This is a genomic window from Acinetobacter sp. WA-87 (genome assembly GCF_039938935.1).
In the GTDB taxonomy this organism is placed as follows: Bacteria; Pseudomonadota; Gammaproteobacteria; order Pseudomonadales; family Moraxellaceae; genus Acinetobacter; species Acinetobacter seifertii.
In genome coordinates this window covers 613,201-638,318 of record NZ_JBDUVF010000002.1, presented here as the reverse complement: position 1 = coordinate 638,318, position 25,118 = coordinate 613,201, and the positions used below count along the sequence as shown (strand labels likewise).

21 protein-coding genes are annotated in these 25,118 nt (G+C 35.6%); 16 read left to right on the top strand and 5 right to left on the bottom strand.

All coding sequences use genetic code 11. The features are described from left to right. The 3 genes from ABFY81_RS09960 to ABFY81_RS09950 are packed head-to-tail and all read right to left on the bottom strand — an operon-like array spanning position 1 to position 6,880. Complete coding sequence (locus tag ABFY81_RS09960; protein WP_347913680.1) at positions 1–1,380, bottom strand: RHS repeat-associated core domain-containing protein; 1,380 nt, start codon at positions 1,378–1,380, stop codon at positions 1–3. 13 nt (positions 1,381–1,393) lie between these two features. Next, positions 1,394–2,236: a hypothetical protein gene (locus ABFY81_RS09955; protein ID WP_347913679.1), complete on the bottom strand. Its 843-nt coding sequence runs from the start codon at positions 2,234–2,236 to the stop codon at positions 1,394–1,396. A gap of 57 nt (positions 2,237–2,293) precedes the next feature. After that, positions 2,294–6,880 (bottom strand): RHS repeat-associated core domain-containing protein, encoded by a 4,587-nt coding sequence (locus ABFY81_RS09950; RefSeq protein ID WP_347913678.1) that lies wholly within the window; start codon positions 6,878–6,880, stop codon positions 2,294–2,296. A gap of 175 nt (positions 6,881–7,055) precedes the next feature. On the opposite strand from ABFY81_RS09950, the gene gspG reads away from it, so the two are divergent. The 13 genes from gspG to groL all read left to right on the top strand — a co-directional run bounded on the left by gspG (position 7,056) and on the right by groL (position 18,303). Then, the gene (gspG, locus tag ABFY81_RS09945; RefSeq protein WP_347913677.1) at positions 7,056–7,481 is read left to right on the top strand and encodes a type II secretion system major pseudopilin GspG; all 426 of its coding nucleotides are present in this window, start codon (positions 7,056–7,058) and stop codon (positions 7,479–7,481) included. Then, positions 7,481–8,686, top strand: a complete 1,206-nt coding sequence (locus ABFY81_RS09940; RefSeq protein ID WP_347913676.1) for a type II secretion system F family protein — start codon at positions 7,481–7,483, stop codon at positions 8,684–8,686. Before gspG ends, ABFY81_RS09940 begins: the two co-directional genes overlap by 1 nt. Next, positions 8,683–10,188 carry a GspE/PulE family protein gene (locus tag ABFY81_RS09935; protein WP_347913675.1) on the top strand — a complete coding sequence of 502 codons (1,506 nt, stop codon included), beginning with the start codon at positions 8,683–8,685 and terminating at the stop codon, positions 10,186–10,188. Before ABFY81_RS09940 ends, ABFY81_RS09935 begins: the two co-directional genes overlap by 4 nt. After that, a complete protein-coding gene (locus tag ABFY81_RS09930; RefSeq protein ID WP_347913674.1) occupies positions 10,166–10,867 on the top strand; it encodes a hypothetical protein in 702 nt (233 codons plus the stop codon). Before ABFY81_RS09935 ends, ABFY81_RS09930 begins: the two co-directional genes overlap by 23 nt. A 1-nt stretch (position 10,868) precedes the next feature. Next, positions 10,869–11,324 carry a hypothetical protein gene (locus ABFY81_RS09925; RefSeq protein ID WP_347913673.1) on the top strand — a complete coding sequence of 152 codons (456 nt, stop codon included), beginning with the start codon at positions 10,869–10,871 and terminating at the stop codon, positions 11,322–11,324. Continuing rightward, a complete protein-coding gene (locus ABFY81_RS09920; protein ID WP_347913672.1) occupies positions 11,321–11,842 on the top strand; it encodes a hypothetical protein in 522 nt (173 codons plus the stop codon). The genes ABFY81_RS09925 and ABFY81_RS09920 overlap by 4 nt, the downstream gene beginning before the upstream one ends. Then, complete coding sequence (locus ABFY81_RS09915) at positions 11,839–12,396, top strand: hypothetical protein (RefSeq protein WP_347913671.1); 558 nt, start codon at positions 11,839–11,841, stop codon at positions 12,394–12,396. Before ABFY81_RS09920 ends, ABFY81_RS09915 begins: the two co-directional genes overlap by 4 nt. Positions 12,397–12,398: 2 nt before the next feature. Further along, positions 12,399–14,669, top strand: coding sequence for a hypothetical protein (locus ABFY81_RS09910; RefSeq protein ID WP_347913670.1), 2,271 nt, complete (start codon positions 12,399–12,401; stop codon positions 14,667–14,669). Positions 14,670–14,689: 20 nt separating this feature from the next. Then, positions 14,690–15,181, top strand: coding sequence for a prepilin-type N-terminal cleavage/methylation domain-containing protein (locus ABFY81_RS09905; protein WP_347913669.1), 492 nt, complete (start codon positions 14,690–14,692; stop codon positions 15,179–15,181). A gap of 18 nt (positions 15,182–15,199) precedes the next feature. Further along, positions 15,200–15,568 carry a prepilin-type N-terminal cleavage/methylation domain-containing protein gene (locus tag ABFY81_RS09900; RefSeq protein ID WP_347913668.1) on the top strand — a complete coding sequence of 123 codons (369 nt, stop codon included), beginning with the start codon at positions 15,200–15,202 and terminating at the stop codon, positions 15,566–15,568. 9 nt (positions 15,569–15,577) lie between these two features. Then, positions 15,578–16,030, top strand: a complete 453-nt coding sequence (locus tag ABFY81_RS09895) for a type II secretion system protein (RefSeq protein ID WP_347913667.1) — start codon at positions 15,578–15,580, stop codon at positions 16,028–16,030. 289 nt (positions 16,031–16,319) lie between these two features. Beyond that, positions 16,320–16,610: a co-chaperone GroES gene (locus ABFY81_RS09890; RefSeq protein WP_002120604.1), complete on the top strand. Its 291-nt coding sequence runs from the start codon at positions 16,320–16,322 to the stop codon at positions 16,608–16,610. 58 nt (positions 16,611–16,668) lie between these two features. Continuing rightward, the gene (gene groL, locus ABFY81_RS09885) at positions 16,669–18,303 is read left to right on the top strand and encodes a chaperonin GroEL (RefSeq protein ID WP_077170277.1); all 1,635 of its coding nucleotides are present in this window, start codon (positions 16,669–16,671) and stop codon (positions 18,301–18,303) included. Between the two features lie 171 nt (positions 18,304–18,474). On the opposite strand, the gene ABFY81_RS09880 is transcribed toward groL, so the two are convergent. Beyond that, complete coding sequence (locus ABFY81_RS09880; RefSeq protein ID WP_004699662.1) at positions 18,475–18,849, bottom strand: diacylglycerol kinase; 375 nt, start codon at positions 18,847–18,849, stop codon at positions 18,475–18,477. A 107-nt stretch (positions 18,850–18,956) separates the two neighbouring features. Between ABFY81_RS09880 and ABFY81_RS09875 the strand changes: the two genes are divergently transcribed. Next, positions 18,957–19,919, top strand: a complete 963-nt coding sequence (locus ABFY81_RS09875; protein WP_191001206.1) for an MBL fold metallo-hydrolase — start codon at positions 18,957–18,959, stop codon at positions 19,917–19,919. A 43-nt stretch (positions 19,920–19,962) separates the two neighbouring features. On the opposite strand, the gene ABFY81_RS09870 is transcribed toward ABFY81_RS09875, so the two are convergent. After that, positions 19,963–21,102: a glycerophosphodiester phosphodiesterase gene (locus tag ABFY81_RS09870; RefSeq protein WP_347913666.1), complete on the bottom strand. Its 1,140-nt coding sequence runs from the start codon at positions 21,100–21,102 to the stop codon at positions 19,963–19,965. A gap of 264 nt (positions 21,103–21,366) precedes the next feature. On the opposite strand from ABFY81_RS09870, the gene ABFY81_RS09865 reads away from it, so the two are divergent. Continuing rightward, entirely contained in the window at positions 21,367–24,462 is a 3,096-nt protein-coding gene (locus tag ABFY81_RS09865; RefSeq protein WP_347913665.1) for a multidrug efflux RND transporter permease subunit, read from the top strand. A 72-nt stretch (positions 24,463–24,534) separates the two neighbouring features. Further along, positions 24,535–25,110: a DUF4112 domain-containing protein gene (locus ABFY81_RS09860; protein WP_240061258.1), complete on the top strand. Its 576-nt coding sequence runs from the start codon at positions 24,535–24,537 to the stop codon at positions 25,108–25,110. Positions 25,111–25,118 lie beyond the last annotated feature (8 nt).

Genomic DNA, 25,118 nt, shown 5'->3' with positions numbered 1-25,118 from the left:
TTAAAATTTTGGAGAAATAGTATTGCAGTATTGTCCAGAAGATAGACATTCATGTTGTCGAATATCTTCAGGTAACATTATCAATGATAATTTTTCTATAGTATTTAAATTTTGGAATCTTTCTGGGTGCAGTTGTTGCTCTACTAATGGAGTAATAAACAATAATGAACCTAAAGTTCCTAATCGTGTATTTGCACTTCCTATTTCTATTTGAAAACTTTTAATATTTGAATAACCCTTTGCAGGTAATTGGTCTAATTTTCTTAATTCAGAAATCATGGTTCCTTTTAATTGGTTTCTTACATCGATAGGGAGATTAGGTGCAACTTTAATATCATGTTTGGGCTTAAAGCTACCATCAGCATTCCATATACCTTGTTCAATAAGTTTCGTACCCTGTTTTCGATAAACATGGACTTCAAATGTTCTTTGATTGTTTAAATTATATGAGTCAACTCTAGCATGATAGTTACCACCTAAAGATTGTGGAGCAATTTTTTCAATAGCATTTCGATTATTGCCGACATTATATTCATTTGCTAAGCCTGTTGCATCTACAAACGTAATAGGATTTGCGCCAGCATAGATATAAGGATTTAATCCACCTTTTAAGCCAATACGGTCAGGTTCCACATAACGTCCTAACACTGGGTTATAGAAGCGGTTATGGTTGTAGTGTTGTTTAGTCACTTCATCATAGTACTGACCAGGGAAGCGCAGGTTAAAGTTCACATTCTGAACATCTGGTGTACCTACACCGAATGCAGTCGAGTCCCACGTCCAAACAGTAGTGGTACCATCAGCAGCATCAATTAAACGACGTGGAGTGTTTTGAGCATCGCTCGCAATCCAGTAAGTTTTAGCTGTAGTCCCAGAGCCATAAATCGCAGCAACAGGTTTATCACCTAACCATACATACTCAACTAGTGGTACACCATCGTCATTGTATTCACCAATCAGATGGCTATTTTCATCATAAACGAACTGAACAGCATTGGCTTTCCATGCAGTACTGTTGGCAGTATAACCGCGAACAGTACGTTCGTTTTTATGGTTATAAGTCATGTAGTACTGAGGAGCCGTTGCAGCACCACTAGTAGTTTTATCTTCACGACGGTTACCGGCATTGTCATAAGTTGGCGTAAATCCACCATAGATCAACTCAGAATTAGCCGTATGAGAAACAGCAGCTCCACCAATAGTGGCAAGCTTGTTTCCAGTGTAGGTATAAGCCACATTAGCTTGAGGCTGTTGATGTGTACCAGTTGCAGCAAGACTTAAACGGTTACCGTTCTTGTCATAAGTGTAGGTAATACCAAAGACACTTGTTGCACCATTTGCACGAGCTTCGGTCAGCATTGCTGTAAGTAAAACTGTCAATCAATCCGTAGAATTAACTATATTTTTTAATATATTCTAGAAGACTTTCTTCATAAAAATCGAAGCACATATTGATATAGTATGCAGCGATATCACAAAGAATAAATAACCACTTTAGCTCAGTAGATGCACTTTCTTGGTATAGTCCATGATGAAAACTTAGACTATCTATTGCTGGATGTTCAATTCTATTAAAAAAGAATTTATATGAATCTATAAAAAAACCTCCTTTAATAAATATTGGAAATGGAGGCAATCTTCCATATTTTTTTATCTCATGATCTATAAGTTTTATATCTACTTGTATAAAAAAAATAATTTGATCATTAACTATTTTTTCTAAAATTAAACCATTTGGTGTTTTATTTATTGAATATTCTTTACCTAAAAAGAATTGTAGAAAATATGTATATATTTCCCCATTTATATTTTTATTTGATAATATTTTTTTATTAAAGAAATCTATTTTTTCTTTATCAATTTTTGCCCAGTAATTTTGGTATAATTTTATTTGGTAATTATGAAATTTTAAATAGTAATTTGAAGGAATTTCTTTAATAAAGTTAAATTGTTCACTAAAATTAATGATGTGCTCATTTGTAAAAAAATCTGATGGTTTACTAATGCTATAGGAATATTTCATGACATCATTAAATATGCATTCTATTCTATATTTTATATCATCTTTTTCGAAAATTATATTCTCATTTTCATATTTACATAGATTAAATGCTTGCATCAGAAGATAACAGTCTTTATCAAATGTAGTTAAAATTAAAGATTTTTCTAACATTTTTTTAGAATTTTCTAAAAGGAATTGATTAAAATACTTTTTAAATAAATCAACTTGATTCATATTATTTCCCTGCATGTTTAGAAAGATGGTTTAATAAACCATCTTTCGTTGTAATAATTAAGGTACTATAGGAAGCATTCCTGGAGCAGGAGGGAACATTCCTCCATTACCTGAAGTATTATTATATCCATAATCAAAGCTCCCATTAGATTTTAATTGAATAGATGAGTCAAAGTTGAAAAATGGTACTTTTAAATAATCACTGAAACTAATAGGGGTAGCACTATATCCTAGTAGACCGGCTTGCGGATTTAGAATATTGTAGTCAAAGCGGTATGGAGTCATCCCAACCAATCCAGTTAGTGTTAAATTCGTAAATGGTAAAGGATTTCCACCTTGTATCCCTGCTGACCAATTTCCTCCATATTGCTTTTGGGCTTGAAGTACATACCCTTGTATTTGATTAATACTTTGTCCAAACTTCAAACCTGAAGCATAGCTCATAGGCTTCAATTCCCAGATAGAACCAACTTTTTGTAATGGATTAAAATATGTTAAATCAGCTCGGCCATTTCGTCCCAAGGTATTGAAACTTAGTTCAGATTTCCAGTTAAAATTACCCTTCATATTGTAATTAAAATTAACCCAATTACTGAGAAGATAATGTGCAGTTATACCAACTCTCCAAGCAGGTTGTTGATCTGCTCTTTCAACAGCGCGTCCTTTCTGGTCAACATTGGTAATAGGATTTCCATTTGCATAAGTATAAGGATTCAATCCTCCTTCTAAACCAATACGATCTGGTTCCACATAACGGCCTAACACAGGATTATAGAAACGGTTATGGTTGTAGTGCTGTTTAGTCACTTCATCGTAGTATTGACCCGGGAAGCGAAGGTTAAACTTCACAGTCTGAACACTTGGTACACCTACACCGAATGCGGTTGAGTCCCACGCCCAAACAGTAGTGGTACCATCAGCAGCATCAATTAAACGACGTGGAGTATTCTGTGCATCGCTCGCAATCCAGTAAGTTTTAGCTGTAGTGCCAGAGCCATAAATCGCAGCAACAGGTTTATCACCTAACCATACATACTCAACTAGTGGTACACCATCGTCATTGTATTCACCAATCAGATGGCTATTTTCATCATAAACGAACTGAACAGCATTGGCTTTCCATGCAGTACTGTTGGCAGTATAACCGCGAACAGTACGTTCGTTTTTATGGTTATAAGTCATGTAGTACTGAGGCGCAGTTGCAGCACCACCAGTAGTTTTGTCTTCACGACGGTTGCCGGCATTGTCATAAGTTGGCGTAAAACCACCATAGATCAACTCAGCATTGCCGGTATGGGAAACAGCAGCTCCACCAATAGTTGCCAGTTTGTTTCCAGTGTAGGTATAAGCCACATTAGCTTGAGGCTGTTGATGTGTACCAGTTGCAGCAAGACTTAAACGGTTACCGTTCTTGTCATAAGTGTAGGTAATACCAAAGACACTTGTTGCGCCATTTGCACGAGCTTCGGTCAGCAGACGGTCAGCATTACTGTAAGTAAAACTGTCAACCAATCCATTATTACGCGTGATTTTGCTGACACGACCATCATTATCAAAGTCATAAGCGAGACTATAGTTCACCACACCTGAGTTGTTTTTATTACTAATCGACTGGATCACACCATTTTTAACAGCATCATAAGTCCATGTGTAGCTTGCAGCACCAGCTCCCCAGTTCCAGCCTGTCATCTGACCGCCAGCATCATAGGTAATGGCACGGATAAGGGCAGCACCGTCTAAAGTGACATTGGTGAGTAGGTTTTTCTTGGTTGCATCGTAGGTGTAAGCAAGCTTACGACCAGAAGGTAAGGTGAGGTTGCTTAACTTGTCACCAATGGTGTAGGCATAAGCTACAGCCAGAGTTGGTTTGGTTCCTGTCCATGTAGTAATAGTTTTATTGGTTTGTGATTTACCAACGATACGATCATAATCATCGTAAGTGTAAGAGGTGTCAACACCATAGGCACTATCGGCAGATGTAATCTTATCTAACCGACCAAAACGGGTCTGGTCATAACTGAAGGTGAGGTTGCTGACCAGTGTAGCTGGTGTAGTCGTTGCTGAGTTGGTACAAGCAGTTTGTCCTACACGCTCCAATGCATCGATACTAGTATTATCACATTTACGAGAGCCGTAAAGAGATTGAGTCAGCAGGTCTGCTTCGTCATAGGTATAAGATTTAGTCCCATAGTCAGTATTGATTTCTTTGGTTAAGACTTTACCGTTACGATAAGAATAAGGATTTGTACCAGCATTTAAAGCATCAAGCTCAGTTAAAGTACTATCTTGCAAATCATAAGTTTTAGTATCGATATTACCCAAGCCATCAGTATGAGATGTTACACGGTTTAGTGGGTCATAGGTCCATTTTTCTGTAATACCTAAAGCAGAAGCAGTTTGAGTGAGGTTGCCGTTAAGATCATAAGTATTGGTAACCCAGTTCTTGGTTGCATCGGTACCGCTGACGGTTTTTAGTGGACGGCCATTCGCATCTAAAGTTGTAGAGCTTTGAGTAAAGATGGTTGCACCAGTACTATCGGTTAATTTTTCTGATGAGATTATGCCATTACCATGATAGGTTTTATTGACCACACTGCCATTCGGTAAAGTAGTGCTAGTAACTTGGTCTTTAACATCATACGTATAGGAAGTGTTTTCACCATCTGGATTGGTTTCAGAGCTTAGACGTTTTAACGTGTCGTAAGTATAGGTTGTAGTTTTACCTGTAATAGTTGTTGTTGCAGTACCTTTGCCGGTAATTTTACTGGCGACAGTACCATCTTCATTATAATTGAATTTATCGACTAGACCTGTAGGGTAAACGACACGTTCGGGTTGACCAAAAGAGTTATAATCAACATAGCTGGTGGTACGCGTTGTAGCATTCACCACTTGAGCTTCGGATGCTTTATTACCAAAAGCATCGTAAGTATAGGTGACTTTGTCAGTTGTGCCGGTACGAGGTCCATCAACAGTTGAAAGTAGTCCATTCGCTAAATAGGTGTAATCAGTTGCTTTTGATGTACTGCCTGTTTGAGAGGACGTCTGTGTCGATTTGGTGATTTGCCCAAGTGTGTTAATGGTATTGGTCTGAGTAATGTTACCTCGTTGAACAGTACTTGGTATATCGAAATCCGTCGTGTAGGTTGCGGTCGTTGTACGGGCACTAGTTGAACCTACTGCTTCAGTACGACTAGTTAATCTATTTTTACTATCATATTGAAAATCCGTCCGGTTATTATTTTTATCAACTACACGTGCTAATTGACGTATGTCTTTTTTAAATAATAATGATTTAACTGGTTTTCCATCATAGCTTAAACAACTTGGGCCTGTCGATGTAGCTATATAAGCAACAGCTGGTCCCTCATTATTTGAACCATTTTCAACAGTAAATACTTCAGAAGCTAATGGACTAGTAGAAGGGGAAGGTGGTGTAAGAGTCAGAGTAGATTTTTGATAAAAAGGTTTATCATTTACAATTTGACTAAAATCTTCTGTAAACTTTAGAACACCAAAATCTTTTGTTTTGTCGGTATAACTTGAAATAGAATTATCATTTGCTTCCCATTTTCTTAATACTAATCCTTGTTTTGAGTATTCTGAAATGATGGGAATAGCTACGCCCCGAAGTGTTTGTTGGCTATCTGAATATAAACCTTTGTGTATATAATTTTTATTATAAGTATACTCTTCAGTTCCGTTTGCAGTTGATATCGCTTTGGTTAAAATAAAATTCTCTTTATCGCTACCCTGCTGACGATAATTAATAGGTTCATAAGTGTAAATGACAGTTTGTTTATTTAAATTGTTTGAGTTTGTACTAACGCTAGAAACTAGACCTCTTAATTTTTGACCTAATGCTGAAGTGTCTGAACCATCAAAATTTATATAATTAATCTTAAGCTTATTTCCTAAATTATCAGCGATATCTGTAAGCACTTGAACCGTTAAAGTTGATTTCTTATAAGAGCTATAGTTTAAGTCTATTGTTTTTCCACCTGGATATTTAATTTTGGTAAGATAAAACTGCTCGGTAATATTTCGAACTCCAGATAAGGCTTTAAATGTATATTCAATGCCTTTTCTCTTTATCGTAATATTAGTACTGTCATCATCAGTAACGCTAAACTCAGTATCAGGACTAGGGTTGGTATCATTCACATTACTGATAACTTTATAAGTGCCATCCGACTGTTTTCTAAGAGTGGTAGGATAGCTTTCACCTGGGAAACTTAAAATATATAAGCGATATATATTAAATTGTGGGTTACCAAAAGTGAGTAATCTATAATCAAAATTATGGCTCCACCCCATTCCTATAAATGCTCGATTTTCTAGGTATGATGTTGCAAATGCGCCATCTAAACTTTTACCTTCACTTGTTCTAAACTCAGGTTTATAATCTAATTGTAGAGTCGTATTATAAGTTCTTGAGAATGGAAGGGGACCTTTAATATCCTTGCTACTTAATGTTATCTGTTTAGAAGTTACATCAATTCCAGTCAAGCATGAGTTTATAGGTTTATTAGATGTAGATAAATATGATTGCTCATATGTTTCACCTGCACCTGTAGTGAGAGCATGTCCAGAGACAAAGTAACCCGTAGATAGTAGAGTTACTAGTATTTTATTAAGTTTCATAATTTCCTGTTACAGTAATTGTAAATTTGTAAGTTTTAGGTTAATTTCTTATTGCTTATGTATTTAATTTTTTTATTCTAGTATTTTATTTTTTTAAAAGGAAGTGGCTTTAAAAATATTTTTATATTTTAAATAAAGGCTTATTTTTTGTAATAACAGCTTTGGAAAGTTTTGAATGTTAAGAAAAACAAAATTTAGTAGAGGTTTTACTTTGCTTGAACTTATGATTGTTCTAGTTATTATTGGATTGTTGGCTGGTATTATTGGCCCCAATCTTTTTAAAAATTTAGAAAAATCAGAAAGTACTACTGCAAAAGCACAAGTAGATTCTTTTGTAAAAGCAATTGATCAATATCGTATAGATAATGGTGATTTTCCTAGTAATACAGAAGGATTACAAGCTTTAATCACTGCGCCAGCTAATGCAACAAGATGGAAAGGACCTTATATTAAGAAGATCCCTTTAGACCCTTGGGGAATGCCTTATCAATATCAATATCCTGGAGAGCATAATTCAAATAATTATGATGTTTTCTCTTTTGGTAAGGATAAAGTTGCTGGAGGTGAAAAAGATGAATTCCAAGATATCGGTAATTGGTAATGCAGTCTTTTAAGGTCCGCGTTCTTAACTCAAGCGGTCAACGTGAAATTCTTAATCTAACTGATGAAAGTTCTGAAAAGATAAAAAAAGATTTAGAGAGTCAGGGATTACACGTTTTATCAGTTGAGCAGCAGGGAAAGGGTTATTTTACCTTAAAAAAGAAAAAATCTATTAAATTTAATGTCGTGATATTTGTGCACGAATTAAGAACGTTACTCATATCTGGTTTATCTTTATCAGAAACATTAGATATCCTTAATGATCACCATGGTGCATCTCAAGACACTCAAGATAACCCGATTTATAAAATACGTAATGGATTACATTTAGGGTTACCTCTCTCTGAAGCAATGAGATCTTGTGAAAATATTTTTCCTGAAATATTAATCGCAACAGTAGCGGCAAGTGAGCGCAATGGGACATTAATTAAAGCATTAACGAGTTATATTAAATATGATGAACAAATCTCTGTAATCCGTTCCAAAGTTTATAATGCTTCTATGTATCCTCTTACGTTAATGATCGTAGCTTTTGGGGTCATTATGTTTCTACTCATGTACTTAGTTCCACGCTTTGGAGCAATTTATGAAGGTATTGACATGGATTTGCCATTAGCCTCAGAGTTGATGCTGAAATTTGGCGCTTGGTTAGGGGAATACCGATTATTATTTATAGGCATGGTTTCTATTATTATTTTTATATCTATTTATAAGGTCCAAAAGCAGGGTTTGGAACCAACTTTTATGGCGGTTTTGTCAAAAATTTCTCCTTTAAAAAGAAGATTAGAAGTGATGTATTTATCCCGATTTTATCGAGGACTTTCATTGTTGTTAGATAGTGGAGCTTCTGTGACACAAGCTTTTAATTTATCTCATTCATTACTTCTACCTATACAACAAAAAAAATTACTACAAGCAAAACAATTAATTTTAGAGGGGCGTGGTTTAAGTTTTTCCTTAGATCAGGCTCATTTAACTACGGCTGTATCGAGCAGGCTTTTGAATGCGGGCGATAAAAATGGTGAAATTGTTGCAATGCTTGATAAATCGGCAGAATTCCATGATTTAGATTTAACGCAGTTTGTAGAAAAGGTATCCAGATTACTAGAGCCTATCTTGATGCTGGCAATTGGATTATTTATTGGTGTAATCGTTGTGTTGTTATATATGCCAATTTTTGGGCTAGCAAGTGGATTACAGTCATGAATATTAAAAACAGTATAAAAGATGAAGTACTTGTCGAGTGCTGGTTCACAGCAGAAGAGTTAAAAAGATGGACAATCAGTTTTGATAAGCTCAATAAAACTTTAGCAAATAAAGAACAATGTATTCATATACAAATAGATCAAAGCGATTGGGTGATTTTTGCGCGCAAACCCATGCTCAAGGATTTATCTTGGCTTAGTTATAATTTTCCTCAAGGGTTTAAAGTTGGGCAAATTAAAACTGAATCAGTTGATTCTTTCGCCCATTTATTGCTTCTAGATACAGAAAACCCAAAATCAGAAATCTCTATTGAAAATCGAGAAACTGAGGTCATTAGTTTTGTAAGCCAAGTCTTAGCTAGTGCTTATGATAAAGGTGCGAGTGATATTCATTTTGAAAACACCGTTGATGGACTTATTATTAAGAACCGTATAGATGGGGTCTTAATTCTTGGTGAGTCGGTTAAACGTAAAAATTATGCAGAACAAGTGGTTTCAAGACTAAAAATTCTTGCAGATTTAGATATCTCTGAAAGACGTATTCCTCAAGACGGACGTTTGACTATTCATTTAGGGAAACAAGATATTGATTTACGTGTTTCAATTATGCCTGGGTTACATGGAGAAGATGCTGTTTTACGTATATTGGATAAGCAAGCTTTAACACAAGAGCATGAACCTTTATCACTTGAGTTACTAGGTTTTGATCAAAAAAGCATGATGCAGATTAGACATCTTGCTCAGCAACCTTATGGCATGGTACTGGTTACAGGGCCAACAGGTTCTGGTAAAACAACTACACTGTATGCACTTTTGCATGAACAACATTCAGAACAGCAAAAATTAATAACGATTGAAGATCCAGTTGAATACCAAATCAAAGGGACTTTACAGATCCCTGTAAATGAACGTAAAGGTTTAACTTTTGCAAAAGGACTAAGATCTATTCTTCGCCATGACCCAGATACAATTCTGGTTGGAGAGATTCGAGACCGAGAAACAGCAGAGATTGCAGTGCAGGCGGCATTAACGGGACATTTAGTATATAGCTCGGTACATGCGAATAATGCCTTAGATGTGATTGGCCGATTTCGTCATATGGAAATTGATTTATTTGGTTTTTTAAATAGTTTAAATGGGATTATTGCACAGCGTTTAATTCGTTTAAATTGTCCTAAATGTAGTGTAGATATTCCATTTGATGATAATGCACTACAAGAGGCTGGTATGATAAAAGTTAAAAGCCTATTTCATTTACAGAAAGGAAACGGGTGTGATTATTGTCAATGGACGGGATACAAAGGTCGTAAAGCTATTGCTGAAATCTTAATTATGACAGATGAGCTCCGAGAGCTATTACTTAATGGTACGCCAATGAGTCAAATTAGAAAAAAACTGCAACAAGAAAATATGATTTTTCTGCGCCAGCAAGCTTTGGCAATTGTTGCTCAAGGTCAGACAACTTTTCAGGAAATTAACCGTGTTACATTTATTGAAAGGTAATACCTTATCTATTACTTTAACCACCTATAAATGTTTATGGTTAAGTAAGTATAGCTCCGAAATCATAGCAGGAGATTTTTCATATAATTTGTTAGATCCAAATTGGATAGACCAATTTATTCATGAATTAAAAAAAATTGATATTAAATATAAATTTATAGAAATTACCTTAGACAATTCATTATGCCGTTTTGGTATTTTGCCTCGTCAGCAAGAGTGGCCTGATATAAACGTATTAGAGTTTTTGGCAATAGCTCATTTCAAGGAAAAATACCCAAACTTTTCATCGGGAGATTATAAGTTTTTATTTGATCAAGTAAAATTTAATCAGCCTATTTTTACAGTCACTCTACCTCACTATATTCATGAGGGATTGATGTTATTAAATGAATGTCAAAATATTAGTAATTTTAGTATTTCTTTGTTTAAAATCTTCAATATATTAGACATTAATGAACTTTGGTATGAAGAAGAAAATTTTTTCTATCACGTTGATTGCGTAGTGAATGGAGAGGAAGGAATTAATATTTTTCCTAAAAAGTTTATCAATCAAGAGTCAATAAATATTTGGAATCATCAAAAAGTTAGTGAAATCTTCTTTAAGGGAAAAGGTAAACAATTTAAACATTGGTCAAGTTTAGTAGCAAAAACTCCTGAACAAATTTTAAACTTAATTTGAAATGAAAAAAATTAATATCAATCTTTATGAGAAAAATAATGATAATTTGTTCCTTACAACTTTTGTTGTCATGGTTTGTTTAATTATCTTTTTAAGTATGATTCTTTTTTCTATAAGAAAAGAATATGCTTCTCAAAACCAGTTATGGACTGCAAATATTGAGCTGTATGAGCAACATCAAATTTCGGACCGTAATCTGGAGAAAAAAGAAGCTCCTTTTTCTCAGATGTCATTAAAAGATTTAGATCAATTGATGAGTGTTCGAAGTAACAAAATCAATTTTGATCGTTTGCGTTACTCTTTAGATGGTATTTTGGAGATTGAAGGCAGTTGTTCAGAACTGATGGATTTAACTGGCTTTATTGATGCAGCTCAAACATTGAAAATTAATTTACAAATAAAAAGAGTAGCTAGAGCTGAGAGTGGACTTATCGAATTTGAGTTGGAAAGAAAATGACAATCCAACAATTAATATTAAGACTTAAATGGTCTTTTAAAAAATATGCATCAACATTGAGCATAAGTAAATTGCTTGTTGTTGGTGTAATGGCTTGGGCATTAGGGGTAATTTTTTGGATTATCCCAGCTACATATGAACGAATTTCACAGTTAAAATCCCAAAATGAACAATTAAACCATTACTTAGCTAAGGTAAAAACTACCACTCTAGGTGCGCAGCCGGTTTCGACTAATATAAAACCAGAATTATTAACTAACATTCAATTATATAAAGAAGTTTTTGGATATGTTAAAGAAACGAATACGAATTTATTGGAATATCAGGAAATACATAATAAAAATTTGAATAAATTCCAGTTTTCCGTATCTGGTTCTTGGTTGGATACGCGATTGTTACTAGGAAAAATTCAAACAAATAGTGGTAGTTATATTATTAATTCCATCGATTTCCAAAGAAATAAAAAGGATAATAGTGTCAATATGACTGTCTTACTTCAAGGTAAGGAGTTGCAATGAAAAAAATAGATATAAATAACTTTTTAAATTTAAAAATTCCAGTACAAAAGATTAGAGTTTCAATCTTAGCAGTATTAGTTATAGTTATTGCATTATGGTGTTTAGTTGTACCACCAATACCAGTTGAACCACTTATGATAAATAATTATCAGGGAAAAAATACTGTTTCTATTCCAACTGCTCAAGAGCCATCAGTTATGGTTGAAAGCAATGCCATGCTTAATTATTGGGATTTACCAATATTTAAGGAAGAGCAGGTGGTAAAGCCTAAATTAATAAAACCAAAAGTTATTGAGAAAAAAAAAGAGTTAATGCCAATTCCACCAGAAGTTCCATCTATTCCTACGCAAGTATCTTTACCCTCGATACAGTATATGGGACAGATTCTAGATAAAGAGCAAAAAGTGAATATTTTCCTAAAAGTGGGTGAGGAAAATCTCATATTAGCCCCGAATGTACCTTACAACAATACATGGATAGTTTTGGAAAATACTCCATACCAAGTTGTGATCCAGTATATTCCTGATCAACGAACTATGACTATAAGTAAGTAAATATGGAAAAATCATTTATTTTTTTTAAACAAACATTTAATCTTTCAATGTTAAGCGCAAGTATTATTTTGGGTGGATGTAGTCTGCATAAAAATACAAGTGAGTATGAAATAAATAAGTTAAATAAATTGAAAGATTCGGCTGAAAATAACCCAGCAAAATATAAGTTAGATTATACTTATAAACAACGAGAATTGATTGATAAAAAACTTATTCTTGCACAACAAGCCTTTCTTAACGGTGATTTCAATACAGCATTATCATTGAATCAAGATGTTTTGAAAATTGATTCAGAGAATATGGTTGCAATTGATAATATAAATAAAATAGATAAAATTAAAGATCTTGATTTGCAATTTGAAGTGGCTCAAAAGGCAGCTGATCACGGTAATATTCCTGCTGCTTTGGTAACTCTTCGAGAAATTTTGCAAGTTTCTCCTAATTATTACAAAGCGAATAAGTTAAAAAATGAAATTGAACAGAATAAAAATAGAAATTTATTAAATCCACCAAGTTTAAATGAAAAGCTCGATCAGTTAGTTTCTTTAGACTTTAAAAATGCACCTGTTAGCTCAGTATTAGATTTCCTTGCTCAGTACTCTGGAATGAATTTTATTTTGGATAAAGATGCAAATTTGGATCAAGTGACAACAACTGTGTATGCTAAAAATACGACCGTTAGAGAAGCATTAAAAACAATACTGAGTACTTCTTCTTTGGCTTATAAAATTTTAAATTCAAACTCTTACTTAATTTATCAACAATCGCCAGAAAAAAAGAAAAAGTATGAGGAGTTGATGACAAAATCATTTTATCTGGGGTTTGCTGATGTACAAAAGACTCAAGATTTAATTACTAAACTATATGAACCTAAGGCTATTTTTTTTGATGACAGATTAAGATTACTAATTGTACGTGATAATCAAAATGTCATTGAGAGTATCGATAAGCTATTACAAGCATTTGATTTACCTTCACCTGAAGTAATACTAGATATCGAAGTGTTAGAGGTCAGTCGAGATAATCTTTTAGAATTAGGTATTGATTTTCCAAAGAAAGTTGATGTGAGTTTATTAAATGGTGTTGGTGGAGTAGGTTCATATACGATTAATCAGTTAAGAAATCTAACTTCAGACAGTCTTAAGCTGGTTACAGCAGATAGAATTGCAACAGTGAACTTTCAGCAAACAAGTAGCAAAGCGAATCTTCTTGCTAATCCTCGTATTCGAGTAAAGAGTAAAGAAAAGGCTGATTTTTTAATTGGTGAGAAAGTACCTGTTATCACTACAACAACGAGTGAGTTAGGAGGCTCAATTGCTGAGTCAATTAATTATCTTGATGTTGGTTTGAAACTTGAAGTCTTGCCAGAAGTTAAAGTAAATAAAGAAGTACAAATTGGCATAAAAATGGAAGTTAGCAATATTGCAAAAGAAATAACCTCAAAGAATGGACTTATTGCTTATCAGATAGGGACTCGCAACGCCTCTACAACTCTTCAGCTTAAAGATAATGAAACACAAATGTTAGCTGGTTTGATTCGAGATGATACTCAGACATCAGCTTCACATTTACCCGGTATTGGGAAAATTCCTTTATTAGGAAGGCTATTTTCAAGTACACGCGATACTAAAAATAAAAGTGAAATTGTTTTACTGATAACACCTCGGATTGTAAGACCATTTGAATTGCCAGCACCTTATGTACAAGAACACTTATCTGGTACTGGTGATGAGGTGACAACAACACCTTTAAGATTGATGGACCATTCAATTTATCAGGGTAAAGCTGATTTATCTCAATCAAATACCCCTGCATCAATTGGTGTTCCTAATACATCAGAATCCGTAAACCAATCTGAAGCTCAACAAGTTGGAACAAATACAAATAATATTGATTTCAAATTAGAATCTAACGATCAGGTAAAAGCTGGAGAGATTTTGAAAATTAAGATTCTTCAAAATGCTCCAAATGCACAAAAAATAAGTTTGGATATACAGCATTCTGATAAATTAGAGTTTTCTGAAATGGTATTAGGTATCGCAGCACAAAAAGTAGAGAAAGAGAAAATTGCAGGAGGAACTCGAATTATTTTCTTCCAAACCCCGAACCATCAGGGGGAAACTGCAACAATCAACTTTAGAGTATCAAAAGATTTAGAGGGAACTCAAAAAGTTACTATTAGTGATTATTCTATTGATACTGTTGCAGGTTCCACTGTTAAGAAGGACGCCAGTAAGCAAATTGATAAAGAATTTATCGTTATGAAGCCATAGTTGTTTAGGAATTATGAGTCATGAAGCGCAGCTTTATCTTTATTAAAAATAATACGCAAGGCTTTACCTATGTTGAACTTATGGTATCTCTGGTTTTAATAGGACTATTGGCTTCAATAATTATTCCTGTAACAAGTGTCGTTTCAAAACAGCAAAAAGAAAAAGAGCTAAAGATGGCCCTATTAGAGATTCGGACTGCGATTGATGCATATAAAGTTTCAAGTGATCGTAATGAAATTGCTGATGAGTTTAAAACTGAGTCAGGATATCCAGCAAATTTAAAGGTTTTGATGGGAGTGCCTAGTAAGTATGGTGAAAAAAGAATTATACGATTCATACGAAAAGTGCCTCATGATCCTTTTAATGATCAAATAAAAAATCCAGAACTCAGTTGGGGACTTCGAAGTTATGAAAGCGAAGCTTTGGACCCTAAAGAAGGTAAAGATGTCTATGATATTTATTCTTTATCAAAAGGAACGGGGTCGAATGGTATTGCGTATCGTTTATGGTAGAAATAATTGAAAGCTAATATGAATAAAAAAAATGGTTTCACTATTGTAGAGTTGCTCGTTGTTTTAGCAATTATTGCTTTATTGTTGTCAATTGTTGTCCCAAGATATATTGATAAAATTGATGAAAGTAAGGAAGTTACTTTACGCCAAAATTTGAGTTCGCTTCGTCATAGTATTGATAAATTCTATGCTGATAAAGGATATTATCCTGAAAAGCTAAATGATCTTGTTGAAAAGCGTTATCTTAGAGAAGTTCCTGTTGATCCTATAACAGGTGAGAGACAATGGAAAACAACTATAGACTCACAAGAAGGGCATGGTATATACGATGTTGCTTCATTTAGTAATAATGTGGGAAGTGATGATAAACGTTATTCTGAATGGTGATCAATCATTATGAAGCGAGGAAATCTTGGTTTTGCCTATATTTGGATGTTAGTTATCTTTTCTATTTTGGCTATGACTATAGGCCAATGGTCAGTGAATTATGCAACGCTATTACAGAGAGAAAAAGAACAAGAATTAATTCGTATCGGTAGTTTGTATCAGGCAGCTATCACCAGATACTATAACAACTCTCCACTTGGATATCCAAAATACCCAGTAAAACTTGAGGAATTACTGAGAGATGAAAGGCATTCTGAAATTTTTCGTTATTTACGAAAAATTGAGAAAGATCCAATAACTAATAAAAATTTTGAGGTGATTAGAAATAAAGAAAATGGAATTATAGGGGTTTACAGCCCATCATTTAAAAAGCCTATAAAAATTAAGAACTTTTCCAAAGAATTGGTTGGTTTTGAAAATGCTCACAGTTATAGAGATTGGAAATTTTATATAAATCAATAAAGTATTCCAGCTCTGCAGAGTATTGTTACTTCCTTAAAACTATTCAGAAAGATAATCATTTAATTGGATGAGATAAGAAGCCTAATAACTTTTCGGTTATTTACTAGGTATTTTTACAATAATTCTCAATAACCTGTTAAAAAATGACCAAAAAAGATAAGTTTTTTTTCATTTTCCCCTTGAAGCCTTTTTTTTCATCCCCACAAAAGTGACATCTAAATATTTTGTTATTGCTCTGGATTAAAGCAATAACGATTAATCAAAAAGACTTAGTCTGATGGAGTTAATTATGAGCAACATTCGTCCATTACATGATCGCGTTGTAATTCGTCGCGTAGAAGAAGAAACCAAAACCGCTGGTGGTATTTTACTTCCAGGTTCTGCTGCTGAAAAACCATCTCAAGGTGAAGTAATTGCAGTAGGTAATGGTCAAATCACTGAGAATGGCGTACGTGCTTTGGATGTTAAAGTTGGTGACAAAGTATTGTTTGGTACTTATGCAGGTACAACAGTGAAAGTAAGTGGTGAAGAACTCTTAATCATGAAAGAGTCAGACATTTTAGCTGTGTTGGAAGGCTAATCAATCCATAACTCAATTCATTATCAGATTCAGTATTTAAAAAGATTTGGAGTTTAATATGTCAGCTAAAGACGTAAAATTTGGTGATTCAGCTCGCTCAAAAATGATTGCAGGTGTAAACGTACTTGCAGATGCGGTTAAAGTGACTTTAGGTCCTAAAGGCCGTAATGTTGTGATCGACCGTTCTTTCGGTGCGCCGCACATCACTAAAGACGGTGTGACTGTTGCTAAAGAAATTTCATTAAAAGACAAGTTTGAAAACATGGGTGCTCAACTTGTTCGTGAAGTTTCAAGCAAAACTAATGACATCGCAGGTGACGGTACAACAACTGCGACTGTACTTGCTCAAGCAATTTTAAACGAAGGTATCAAATCAGTAACTGCTGGTATGAACCCAATGGATTTAAAACGCGGTATCGATATTGCAGTAAAAACTGTAGTTGAAAATATCCGTTCTATTGCTAAACCAGCTGATGATTTCAAAGCAATTGAACAAGTTGGTTCTATCTCTGCTAACTCTGATACTACTGTTGGTAAACTTATTGCTCAAGCAATGGAAAAAGTAGGTAAAGAAGGTGTAATCACTGTAGAAGAAGGTTCTGGCTTCGAAGACGCATTAGACGTTGTAGAAGGTATGCAGTTTGACCGTGGTTATATCTCTCCGTACTTTGCAAACAAGCAAGATACTTTGACTGCTGAACTTGAAAACCCATTCATCCTTCTTGTTGACAAAAAAATCAGCAACATTCGTGAATTGATTTCTGTTTTAGAAGCAGTTGCTAAAACTGGTAAACCACTTCTTATCATCGCTGAAGATGTTGAAGGTGAAGCGCTTGCAACTCTTGTTGTAAACAACATGCGCGGTATTATCAAAGTGTGTGCTGTTAAAGCTCCTGGTTTCGGTGACCGTCGTAAAGCTATGCTTCAAGACATCGCAATCTTGACTGGCGCAACTGTTATTTCTGAAGAAGTTGGTATGTCTTTAGAACAAGCAACTCTTCAAGATTTAGGTACAGCGCACAAAATCACTGTTTCTAAAGAAAACACAGTTATTGTTGACGGTGCTGGTGATGCTGCTGCTATCGCTGAGCGTGTTCAACAAATCCGTGCTCAAATCGAAGAGTCTACTTCAGAATATGACCGTGAAAAATTACAAGAACGCGTTGCTAAATTGGCAGGCGGTGTTGCTGTAATTAAAATCGGTGCAGCAACTGAAGTTGAAATGAAAGAGAAGAAAGACCGTGTAGACGACGCTCTTCACGCAACTCGTGCAGCAGTTGAAGAAGGTGTTGTTGCAGGTGGTGGTGTTGCGCTTGTACGTGCTGTAAACGTTCTTGACGGCTTAAAAGGTGCTAACGAAGACCAAACTGCAGGTATCAACATTTTACGTCGTGCGATCGAAGCTCCACTTCGTCAAATCGTTGCGAACGCTGGTGATGAGCCATCTGTAGTGATCAACGCTGTTAAAGGTGGTGAAGGTAACTTCGGTTATAACGCTGCAACTGGCGAATATGGCGATATGTTAGAAATGGGTATTCTTGACCCAGCTAAAGTAACTCGTTCTGCACTTGAGCACGCTGCTTCTGTTGCTGGCTTAATGTTGACTACAGAATGTATGATTACTGACATTCCTGAAGACAAACCAGCTGCTCCAGACATGGGCGGTATGGGTGGAATGGGCGGTATGATGTAATAAACATCAACGTCTAAATAAAAAAATCCCTGCATTTGCAGGGATTTTTTTATTTCTTATATAAATTAAGAAAAAGTTAAGTTGATATTCTTAAACTTATAGTCAGGAACAGTAGCTGTAGTTCCTCTTTTTTGTTACACCATGCTTATCCTTTTATAAGCATGGTTTTTTTTAGCCTAATAAAATGATAAGCCACGTCACTGCAATAATAGACAGTGCAACAAACTGTGCAGCACTTCCCATATCTTTGGCATTTTTAGAGAGTTGATGTTTTTCAAGTGATACGCGGTCAACTACTGCCTCAATCGCAGAATTGAATAGTTCTACAATAATTGCAAATAAACATACAACGACCATAAGTGCATGTTCGCCACGAGTCACATCTAGGAAAAAGCTAGTAGGGATAAGCACAACATTAATTAAAACAATTTGTCGGAAAGCGGCTTCATTTTTGTAAGCTGCCTTAAATCCTGAAATTGAATAACCTGTCGCATTCAAGATGCGCTTGAGTCCGCTTTTGCCTTTGTAGGGAGAATAACTATTCATTCACTTATATTTTTAACACTTTTCATGCATTATATATCGCGGCCCTCAAAAAAAATATTAAATCTTTTTTAAAGATTTTGACTTTATAACTTGATAGAGAAGAAGAGATGAAAAAACTATTTGTAGCATTAGGACTTGTCATGGGTGGCTTACATGTAAGCTATGCAGAGCCTGCTTCAGCTCAGCAAGTACCGGGATATTATAAGCATCAATTTGGTAATTACCGCATCACCTCTTTACTTGATGGCACCATTTATTTAGACCCTAAATTGTTCAAAAATTTGAGTCAGGCTGAGAAGACTAAAATTTTAACCAAGTATGCTGCTGTTAATGAGAAGGGCATTCAGACTTCTGTAAATGCATTTTTAGTAGATGACGGCAAAAGTTTGACGCTTGTTGATAGTGGAGCTTCAAGTTGTTTTGGCCCACAGTTGGGTTCAATTGCTAAAAATCTTGAATTGGCAGGTTATCAGCTTGCTAACGTGAAAACGGTTTTATTGACACATTTGCACCCAGACCATGTTTGTGGAATTGCTAAAGATGGAAAAGCAGTATTTCCTAATGCAACTATTTATGCGCATGAACGTGAAGCAGATTACTGGCTAAACCCAGCTTCTGAAAAAACAGTACCAGCAAATCAAAAAGAAAATTATTTAGGCACTGTTAAAAATATAAAAGCTGCACTTGCACCTTATGAAGCGAAAAAAGCATTCAAAACATTTAAAGATGGCGATGTCATTCAAGGTTTTGAAGTGATCAATACACAAGGGCACACACCGGGTCATCATAGTTTCCGTTTAAAGAGCAAGGGTCAACAAATTGTCTTTGTAGGGGACATTGTCCACTCACATTCTTTACAGTTTGATGCTCCAAAAACTGGTGTAGATTTTGATGTAAATTCTGAGCAGGCAATTAATACTCGTTTAAAAATGTTCGCTGAAATTTCAAATAAACAGCAATGGGTAGCTGCTCCACATTTGCCGTTCCCGGGGATTGGCCATGTATATAAAGTGAATGCAGAGCAATATCAGTGGATTCCTTTATATTTTAATAACAGTCTTGAGAAGTAAAAAAATGGGGCATTCAATGCCCCATTTTTTATTAAGTATTTAATTATTTTGTTGTTTTCTCAAAATTAGTCACAGCTTGACGGCCAAGTGCAGGATCATCGGTAAAGACACCATCTACACCTGCTTTAAAATATGCTTCGAACTCTTTTAAAGCACCTGTTGGACAACGTTCAGCAGGTTTATCGCTACATTTTAAAGGTTGTGGTAAAAAGTTGTTTTCTGGGCGGAAAGTATATGGGTGTACTTTTAAGCCAGCGGCATGTGCATCGCTAATAAATGAAGTGGTTTGTACTGAACCATCAGTATTGAAATTAAGAATATAGTTTTTGCTTGGGCCAACGCCATTTGCATATTTAGCAACATCTTTTAAGCTTTGTGCTGTGGCCAAATCACCATACGTCTTAGATACACCAGATTCAACAAAGTCGGCTGATCGAGATGTTTTTGCATCATATAACTGAATGATTTGTGCATGTTTAAGTGTCTTATGAAGGTCAAGTTGATCTTTTAAATATTTTAAATTGCTGACTTCAAAAGACTGCAAATAGATAGGTGCGATATCACGTGTATATTGATATTTGGCTAGAGTTTTAAGAAGTGTGTCCTCCATAGCCAAATTTTTATTTTTAAAATAAGTCGGATGTTTAGTTTCGATATATAAACCAATAATCTTGCCAGTTTTTTTATAATTTGCTTCGGCAAGTTCAATGACTTGTTCGAGCGTCGGAATTGAATAGAGGTCATTGTAAGCTGTATTTGCTGGTCGGAACTCAGGAATACGCTCACGTGCTTTAACTTGTTGTAATTCATTTAAGGTGAGGTCTTCAGTAAACCAACCCGTTAAATTAACACCATCAATATTTTTGGTGGTTTTGCGGTCCGCAAATTGGGTAAGAGTACTTATATTGGTAGTCCCACCAATTTCGTTTTCATGACGCGTAACCAATACACCATCTTTTGTTGACACCAGATCGGGTTCGATAAAGTCAGCACCATCATCAATCGCTTTTTGATATGAAGCCAAAGTATGTTCAGGACGTAAAGCGCTAGCGCCGCGGTGTCCTATAACTAAAATTTTAGGAAGTTGATATTCTGGTGTAGTTGGTGTCGTTTCAGTTTTATCATCGTCATTACAACCGACCAAGCTAACTAAACTTAAGCATAAAAGTGCTTTTCTAAACATAATTCTACTCATATTGTTTTAGTTGAAACGACTCAAGTATTAAGATTTAGTTTGACATGATCATGAAGAATTCATGAATTTTAAGTGACACTAGTTAACTGGTTCTTTATTGCTTTGTTGGAAATATTCAAACGCGCTTTGTTTTTGTCTTAATTACATTTATTGTTTTATTTCTACTTGTCTTTTTTACATTGCTCGTTGATGATCACATGGTCTCAAAGCGGCATTTACTTCTGTTAATTAACGACACTACACCGGGCAGCCATGCTATCTAAATTTTTTATTGAACGTCCTATTTTTGCCAATGTCCTGGCGATCATTGTTATGGCTTTCGGTATTTTTTCGGTCATGAATTTACCTGTAGAACGATATCCAGATATCGCGCCGCCGAAGATTACAGTGTCAGCCAACTATAGTGGCGCAGATGCGCAAACGGTTGAGCAAAGTGTGACTCAAATTTTAGAACAGCAAATACAAGGGATTGACCACTTACTCTATTTTAGTTCATCAAGTGATTCATCGGGACGTAGCCGAATTACCATTAGTTTTGATAATGGAACCAACCCAGACACTGCTCAGGTCCAAGTCCAAAACAGTATTAGCGGTGTCATACGCCGTTTACCCGATGAAGTTCAGCGCCAAGGTGTGACAGTCAGTAAGTCACTAGGTGATACTTTTATGGTAATTGGTTTATATGACTCGACAGGTAAAACGGGAAATATTGAGCTATCAGACTATTTAACTACGCACGTGGTAGATAACCTGAACCGTATTGAAGGGGTGGGTGAAACTGATGTATTTGGTTCGCAATATGCGATGCGTATTTGGTTAAATCCGGACAAGTTAAAACAATATAATTTAATGCCAAGTGACGTGGCAAATGCAATCACTGCCCAAAATACCCAAGTTGCTGCAGGTGCAATTGGTGATTTACCAGTCATTGATGGACAATATTTAAATACAAAAGTGACGGCTGGATCTCGATTAAAAACAGTCGATGATTTTAAAAATATTGTTGTAAAGTCGAATAAAACGGCGAGTTATGTTTACTTAAAAGATATTGCACGAGTAGAGCTTGGTGCAGAGAACTACCAGTCCTTTAATACGATTAATGGTTATCCTGCGGCAGGTTTAGGTATTTCGTTATCTTCTGGTGCAAATGCAATTCAGACCTCTAAGCTCATTCATCAAACCTTAGATCAGCTCGCAACTAAATTACCAGCCGGATATAAGATCGTTTATCCACGAGATAATACGCCATTTGTTCAAGAGTCAATTAAGGAAGTTGTTAAGACCCTTGTAGAAGCGATTATTCTGGTTATTTTGGTCATGTTCCTATTTTTACAAAGCTGGCGCGCCACTCTTATTCCGAGTATTACCGTGCCAGTTGTTATTCTAGGGACTTTTGCTGTCTTATATGTGCTCGGGTTTAGTATTAACACATTGACATTATTTGCATTGGTACTCGCCATAGGTTTGTTGGTTGATGATGCAATTGTGGTGGTTGAAAACGTTGAACGGCTCATGCATGAACAGCACTTAAGCCCTAAAGAAGCTGCGATTGAGTCAATGGGTGAAATTAGTGGGGCCTTGGTTGGGATTACTTTGGTTTTAACCGCAGTTTTTATTCCAATGTCTTTTTTAGGTGGCTCAATTGGGGTGATTTACCGCCAGTTTTCCATTACTTTAGTTGCCGCTATGGCACTATCGCTGGTTGTTGCACTTGTATTAACCCCCGCCTTATGTGCATTAATTTTAAAACCGAACTCTGAACCTAAGCGTTGGGCAATTTGGTTTAACCAAAAAATTGATCAACTTAAGAATAAATATATCAAGCTTGTTCAGACGAGTATTGATTACAGTAAATCAGTTATTGTGATTTTTGTTGCGCTCATAGTAGTTTTTACGCTGTTCTATAGTGGTTTAAAAAGTGGATTTATTCCTAAAGAAGACCAAGGTATTTTAAGCGTTCAAATTAAATTGGTAGATAGTGCTCCAATTTCTGAAAGTCAGAAAATCGGTGAGCAAGTACGCCAATACTTTCTGAAACAAGAAGATAAAAATGTTGATTTGGTTTTAATTCGTTACGGTCGAAATAATGCCGGTACCGGACAAAATTTAGCACAAGGCTTTGTTGCTTTAAAACCTTGGGATGTCCGTACTGCAAAAGAAAACTCCGCTGACGCTATACAAAAGCGTGCAATGAAATATTTTAGTCATTTAAATAATGCTCAAATTAATGTGACCTTACCACCTTCAGTAAATGGTTTAGGCCAAACGGATGGTCTAGATTTTTGGATTCAGGACTTAAATGGTCAAGGTCAAAACTTCTTAGATGGGATGTTCCGACAGTTACAAACTCAAAGTAAAAACTATTCAACTTTCGAAAATTTTGATAAGCAGTCTACCAATAGTAAAGCAAATCTGAATATCAAGATTGATCAGAAACAGGCTTTGGCAAATAGTTTGGAACTCTCAGCAATTAATAATACGTTATCGAGTGCATGGGGTGGAACTTACGTAAATGACTTTATTGATCGGGGCCGTATTAAACGCGTCATGATTCAAGGTGATGCCCAGTTTAGATCTAAACCTGAAGATTTATATAATTGGTCTGTGCGTAATAGCCAAAATGAAATGGTACCTTTTAGCTCATTTGCAAACTTCAGCTGGGGCGGGGCACCGGAAATTGTGAAACGCTATATGGGATATAGTGCTTTACAGCTACAGGCAGATGTTGCGAGTGGTAGCAGTTCTGGTCAAGCCATGAAGGATGTTGAACAACTCGTAAATCAACAAAAAGATATAGGTTTAGCTTGGACAGGCTTGTCTTTTGAAGAGCAGAAGTCGACGAATCAGGCTGTATGGTTATATCTGATTTCGGCTGGTTTTATTTTCTTATGTTTAGCTGCTTTGTATGAAAGCTTAAGTATTCCTGCTGCCGTAATGACTTCTATTCCGCTAGGTGTAGGGGGAAGTGTCATTTTCTCTTATATCTTTGGTTTGCCAAATGACGTGTATTTCCAAATTGCACTTTTAACTACGATTGGGTTGTCATGTAAAAACGCAATTTTAATTGTTGAGTTCGCTGCATTAGCTCAAGAGAAAGGAAAGAATGCTATTCAGGCTGCTCTAGAAGGCGCGAGCTTGCGTTTAAGACCGATTTTAATGACTTCTTTAGCCTTTGGTGCTGGTGTGATTCCACTTGTGTTTGCACAGGGTGCTGGTGCGGTGAGCCGTCAAGAAATTGGTATTAGTATTTTAGGTGGTGTGATGTTTGGTACTGTGCTGGTTTTATTCTTTATTCCAGTGATGTACGTGTTATTACGCTCACTGTTTAAATCGAAAGCTTCGAGTTAAAAGCAAACAATTTAAAATCAGGCATTAAATCAAGTATATTAAGTTTAACTTCTCTTCATATATTTGATTTAGATGCCTCAAGAAAAAAAACTAACACAGCAACAGGTCATCGCATTAGAACGAGATCTGGCTAAATTTGCAACCATGATGGATAGCGCAGTCCGTATTCCTTTTACAAAGCAGGGTATTGGTGCCGATGCGGCCCTAAGTACCATTCCTATTGCGGGCGATGTAGCGGGGTTTGTTCTGACTTGCTATGCCATATATAAAGCCAAGCAAATTGGTGTACCGCAGCATAAACTCACTCCAGTCATAAAATTGGCTGTAGTCGATGCTGTGGTGGGTTGTATTCCAGTTGCTGGGACTATTTTCGATATTTTTATACGTCCTAGCAGAAAAGCGTTAGACGTCGTCCATACCCACATTCGTGAAGAATATGCGATTCAAAGTGATATGCATGTTGTTCATCCATATTTACATGAAAAGCTTGAAAAGAAGCAGCAACAGTCAGCCTTCTGGCGTAACCCTGTTGTGAGTTGGCTATGGCTACATATACCCGATTTATTGGGGGTGTTTGTGCTTATTTTGATTGGTTTTGCAATGTGGTGGGGAATCAGTTTTCTTTGGGGACTTGCCCATTCAGCCTAATAAAAAAG

Excerpts from the sequence above, each read along its gene's own strand:
- ABFY81_RS09955 (WP_347913679.1), bottom strand. The coding sequence starts at position 2,236 with ATGAATCAAGTTGATTTATTTAAAAAGTATTTTAATCAATTCCTTTTA.
- ABFY81_RS09950 (WP_347913678.1), bottom strand. The coding sequence starts at position 6,880 with ATGAAACTTAATAAAATACTAGTAACTCTACTATCTACGGGTTACTTT.
- gspG (WP_347913677.1), top strand. The coding sequence starts at position 7,056 with ATGTTAAGAAAAACAAAATTTAGTAGAGGTTTTACTTTGCTTGAACTT.
- ABFY81_RS09940 (WP_347913676.1), top strand. The coding sequence starts at position 7,481 with ATGCAGTCTTTTAAGGTCCGCGTTCTTAACTCAAGCGGTCAACGTGAA.
- ABFY81_RS09935 (WP_347913675.1), top strand. The coding sequence starts at position 8,683 with ATGAATATTAAAAACAGTATAAAAGATGAAGTACTTGTCGAGTGCTGG.
- ABFY81_RS09925 (WP_347913673.1), top strand. The coding sequence starts at position 10,869 with ATGAAAAAAATTAATATCAATCTTTATGAGAAAAATAATGATAATTTG.
- ABFY81_RS09920 (WP_347913672.1), top strand. The coding sequence starts at position 11,321 with ATGACAATCCAACAATTAATATTAAGACTTAAATGGTCTTTTAAAAAA.
- ABFY81_RS09915 (WP_347913671.1), top strand. The coding sequence starts at position 11,839 with ATGAAAAAAATAGATATAAATAACTTTTTAAATTTAAAAATTCCAGTA.
- ABFY81_RS09910 (WP_347913670.1), top strand. The coding sequence starts at position 12,399 with ATGGAAAAATCATTTATTTTTTTTAAACAAACATTTAATCTTTCAATG.
- ABFY81_RS09905 (WP_347913669.1), top strand. The coding sequence starts at position 14,690 with ATGAAGCGCAGCTTTATCTTTATTAAAAATAATACGCAAGGCTTTACC.
- ABFY81_RS09900 (WP_347913668.1), top strand. The coding sequence starts at position 15,200 with ATGAATAAAAAAAATGGTTTCACTATTGTAGAGTTGCTCGTTGTTTTA.
- ABFY81_RS09895 (WP_347913667.1), top strand. The coding sequence starts at position 15,578 with ATGAAGCGAGGAAATCTTGGTTTTGCCTATATTTGGATGTTAGTTATC.
- ABFY81_RS09890 (WP_002120604.1), top strand. The coding sequence starts at position 16,320 with ATGAGCAACATTCGTCCATTACATGATCGCGTTGTAATTCGTCGCGTA.
- groL (WP_077170277.1), top strand. The coding sequence starts at position 16,669 with ATGTCAGCTAAAGACGTAAAATTTGGTGATTCAGCTCGCTCAAAAATG.
- ABFY81_RS09880 (WP_004699662.1), bottom strand. The coding sequence starts at position 18,849 with ATGAATAGTTATTCTCCCTACAAAGGCAAAAGCGGACTCAAGCGCATC.
- ABFY81_RS09875 (WP_191001206.1), top strand. The coding sequence starts at position 18,957 with ATGAAAAAACTATTTGTAGCATTAGGACTTGTCATGGGTGGCTTACAT.
- ABFY81_RS09870 (WP_347913666.1), bottom strand. The coding sequence starts at position 21,102 with ATGTTTAGAAAAGCACTTTTATGCTTAAGTTTAGTTAGCTTGGTCGGT.
- ABFY81_RS09865 (WP_347913665.1), top strand. The coding sequence starts at position 21,367 with ATGCTATCTAAATTTTTTATTGAACGTCCTATTTTTGCCAATGTCCTG.
- ABFY81_RS09860 (WP_240061258.1), top strand. The coding sequence starts at position 24,535 with ATGCCTCAAGAAAAAAAACTAACACAGCAACAGGTCATCGCATTAGAA.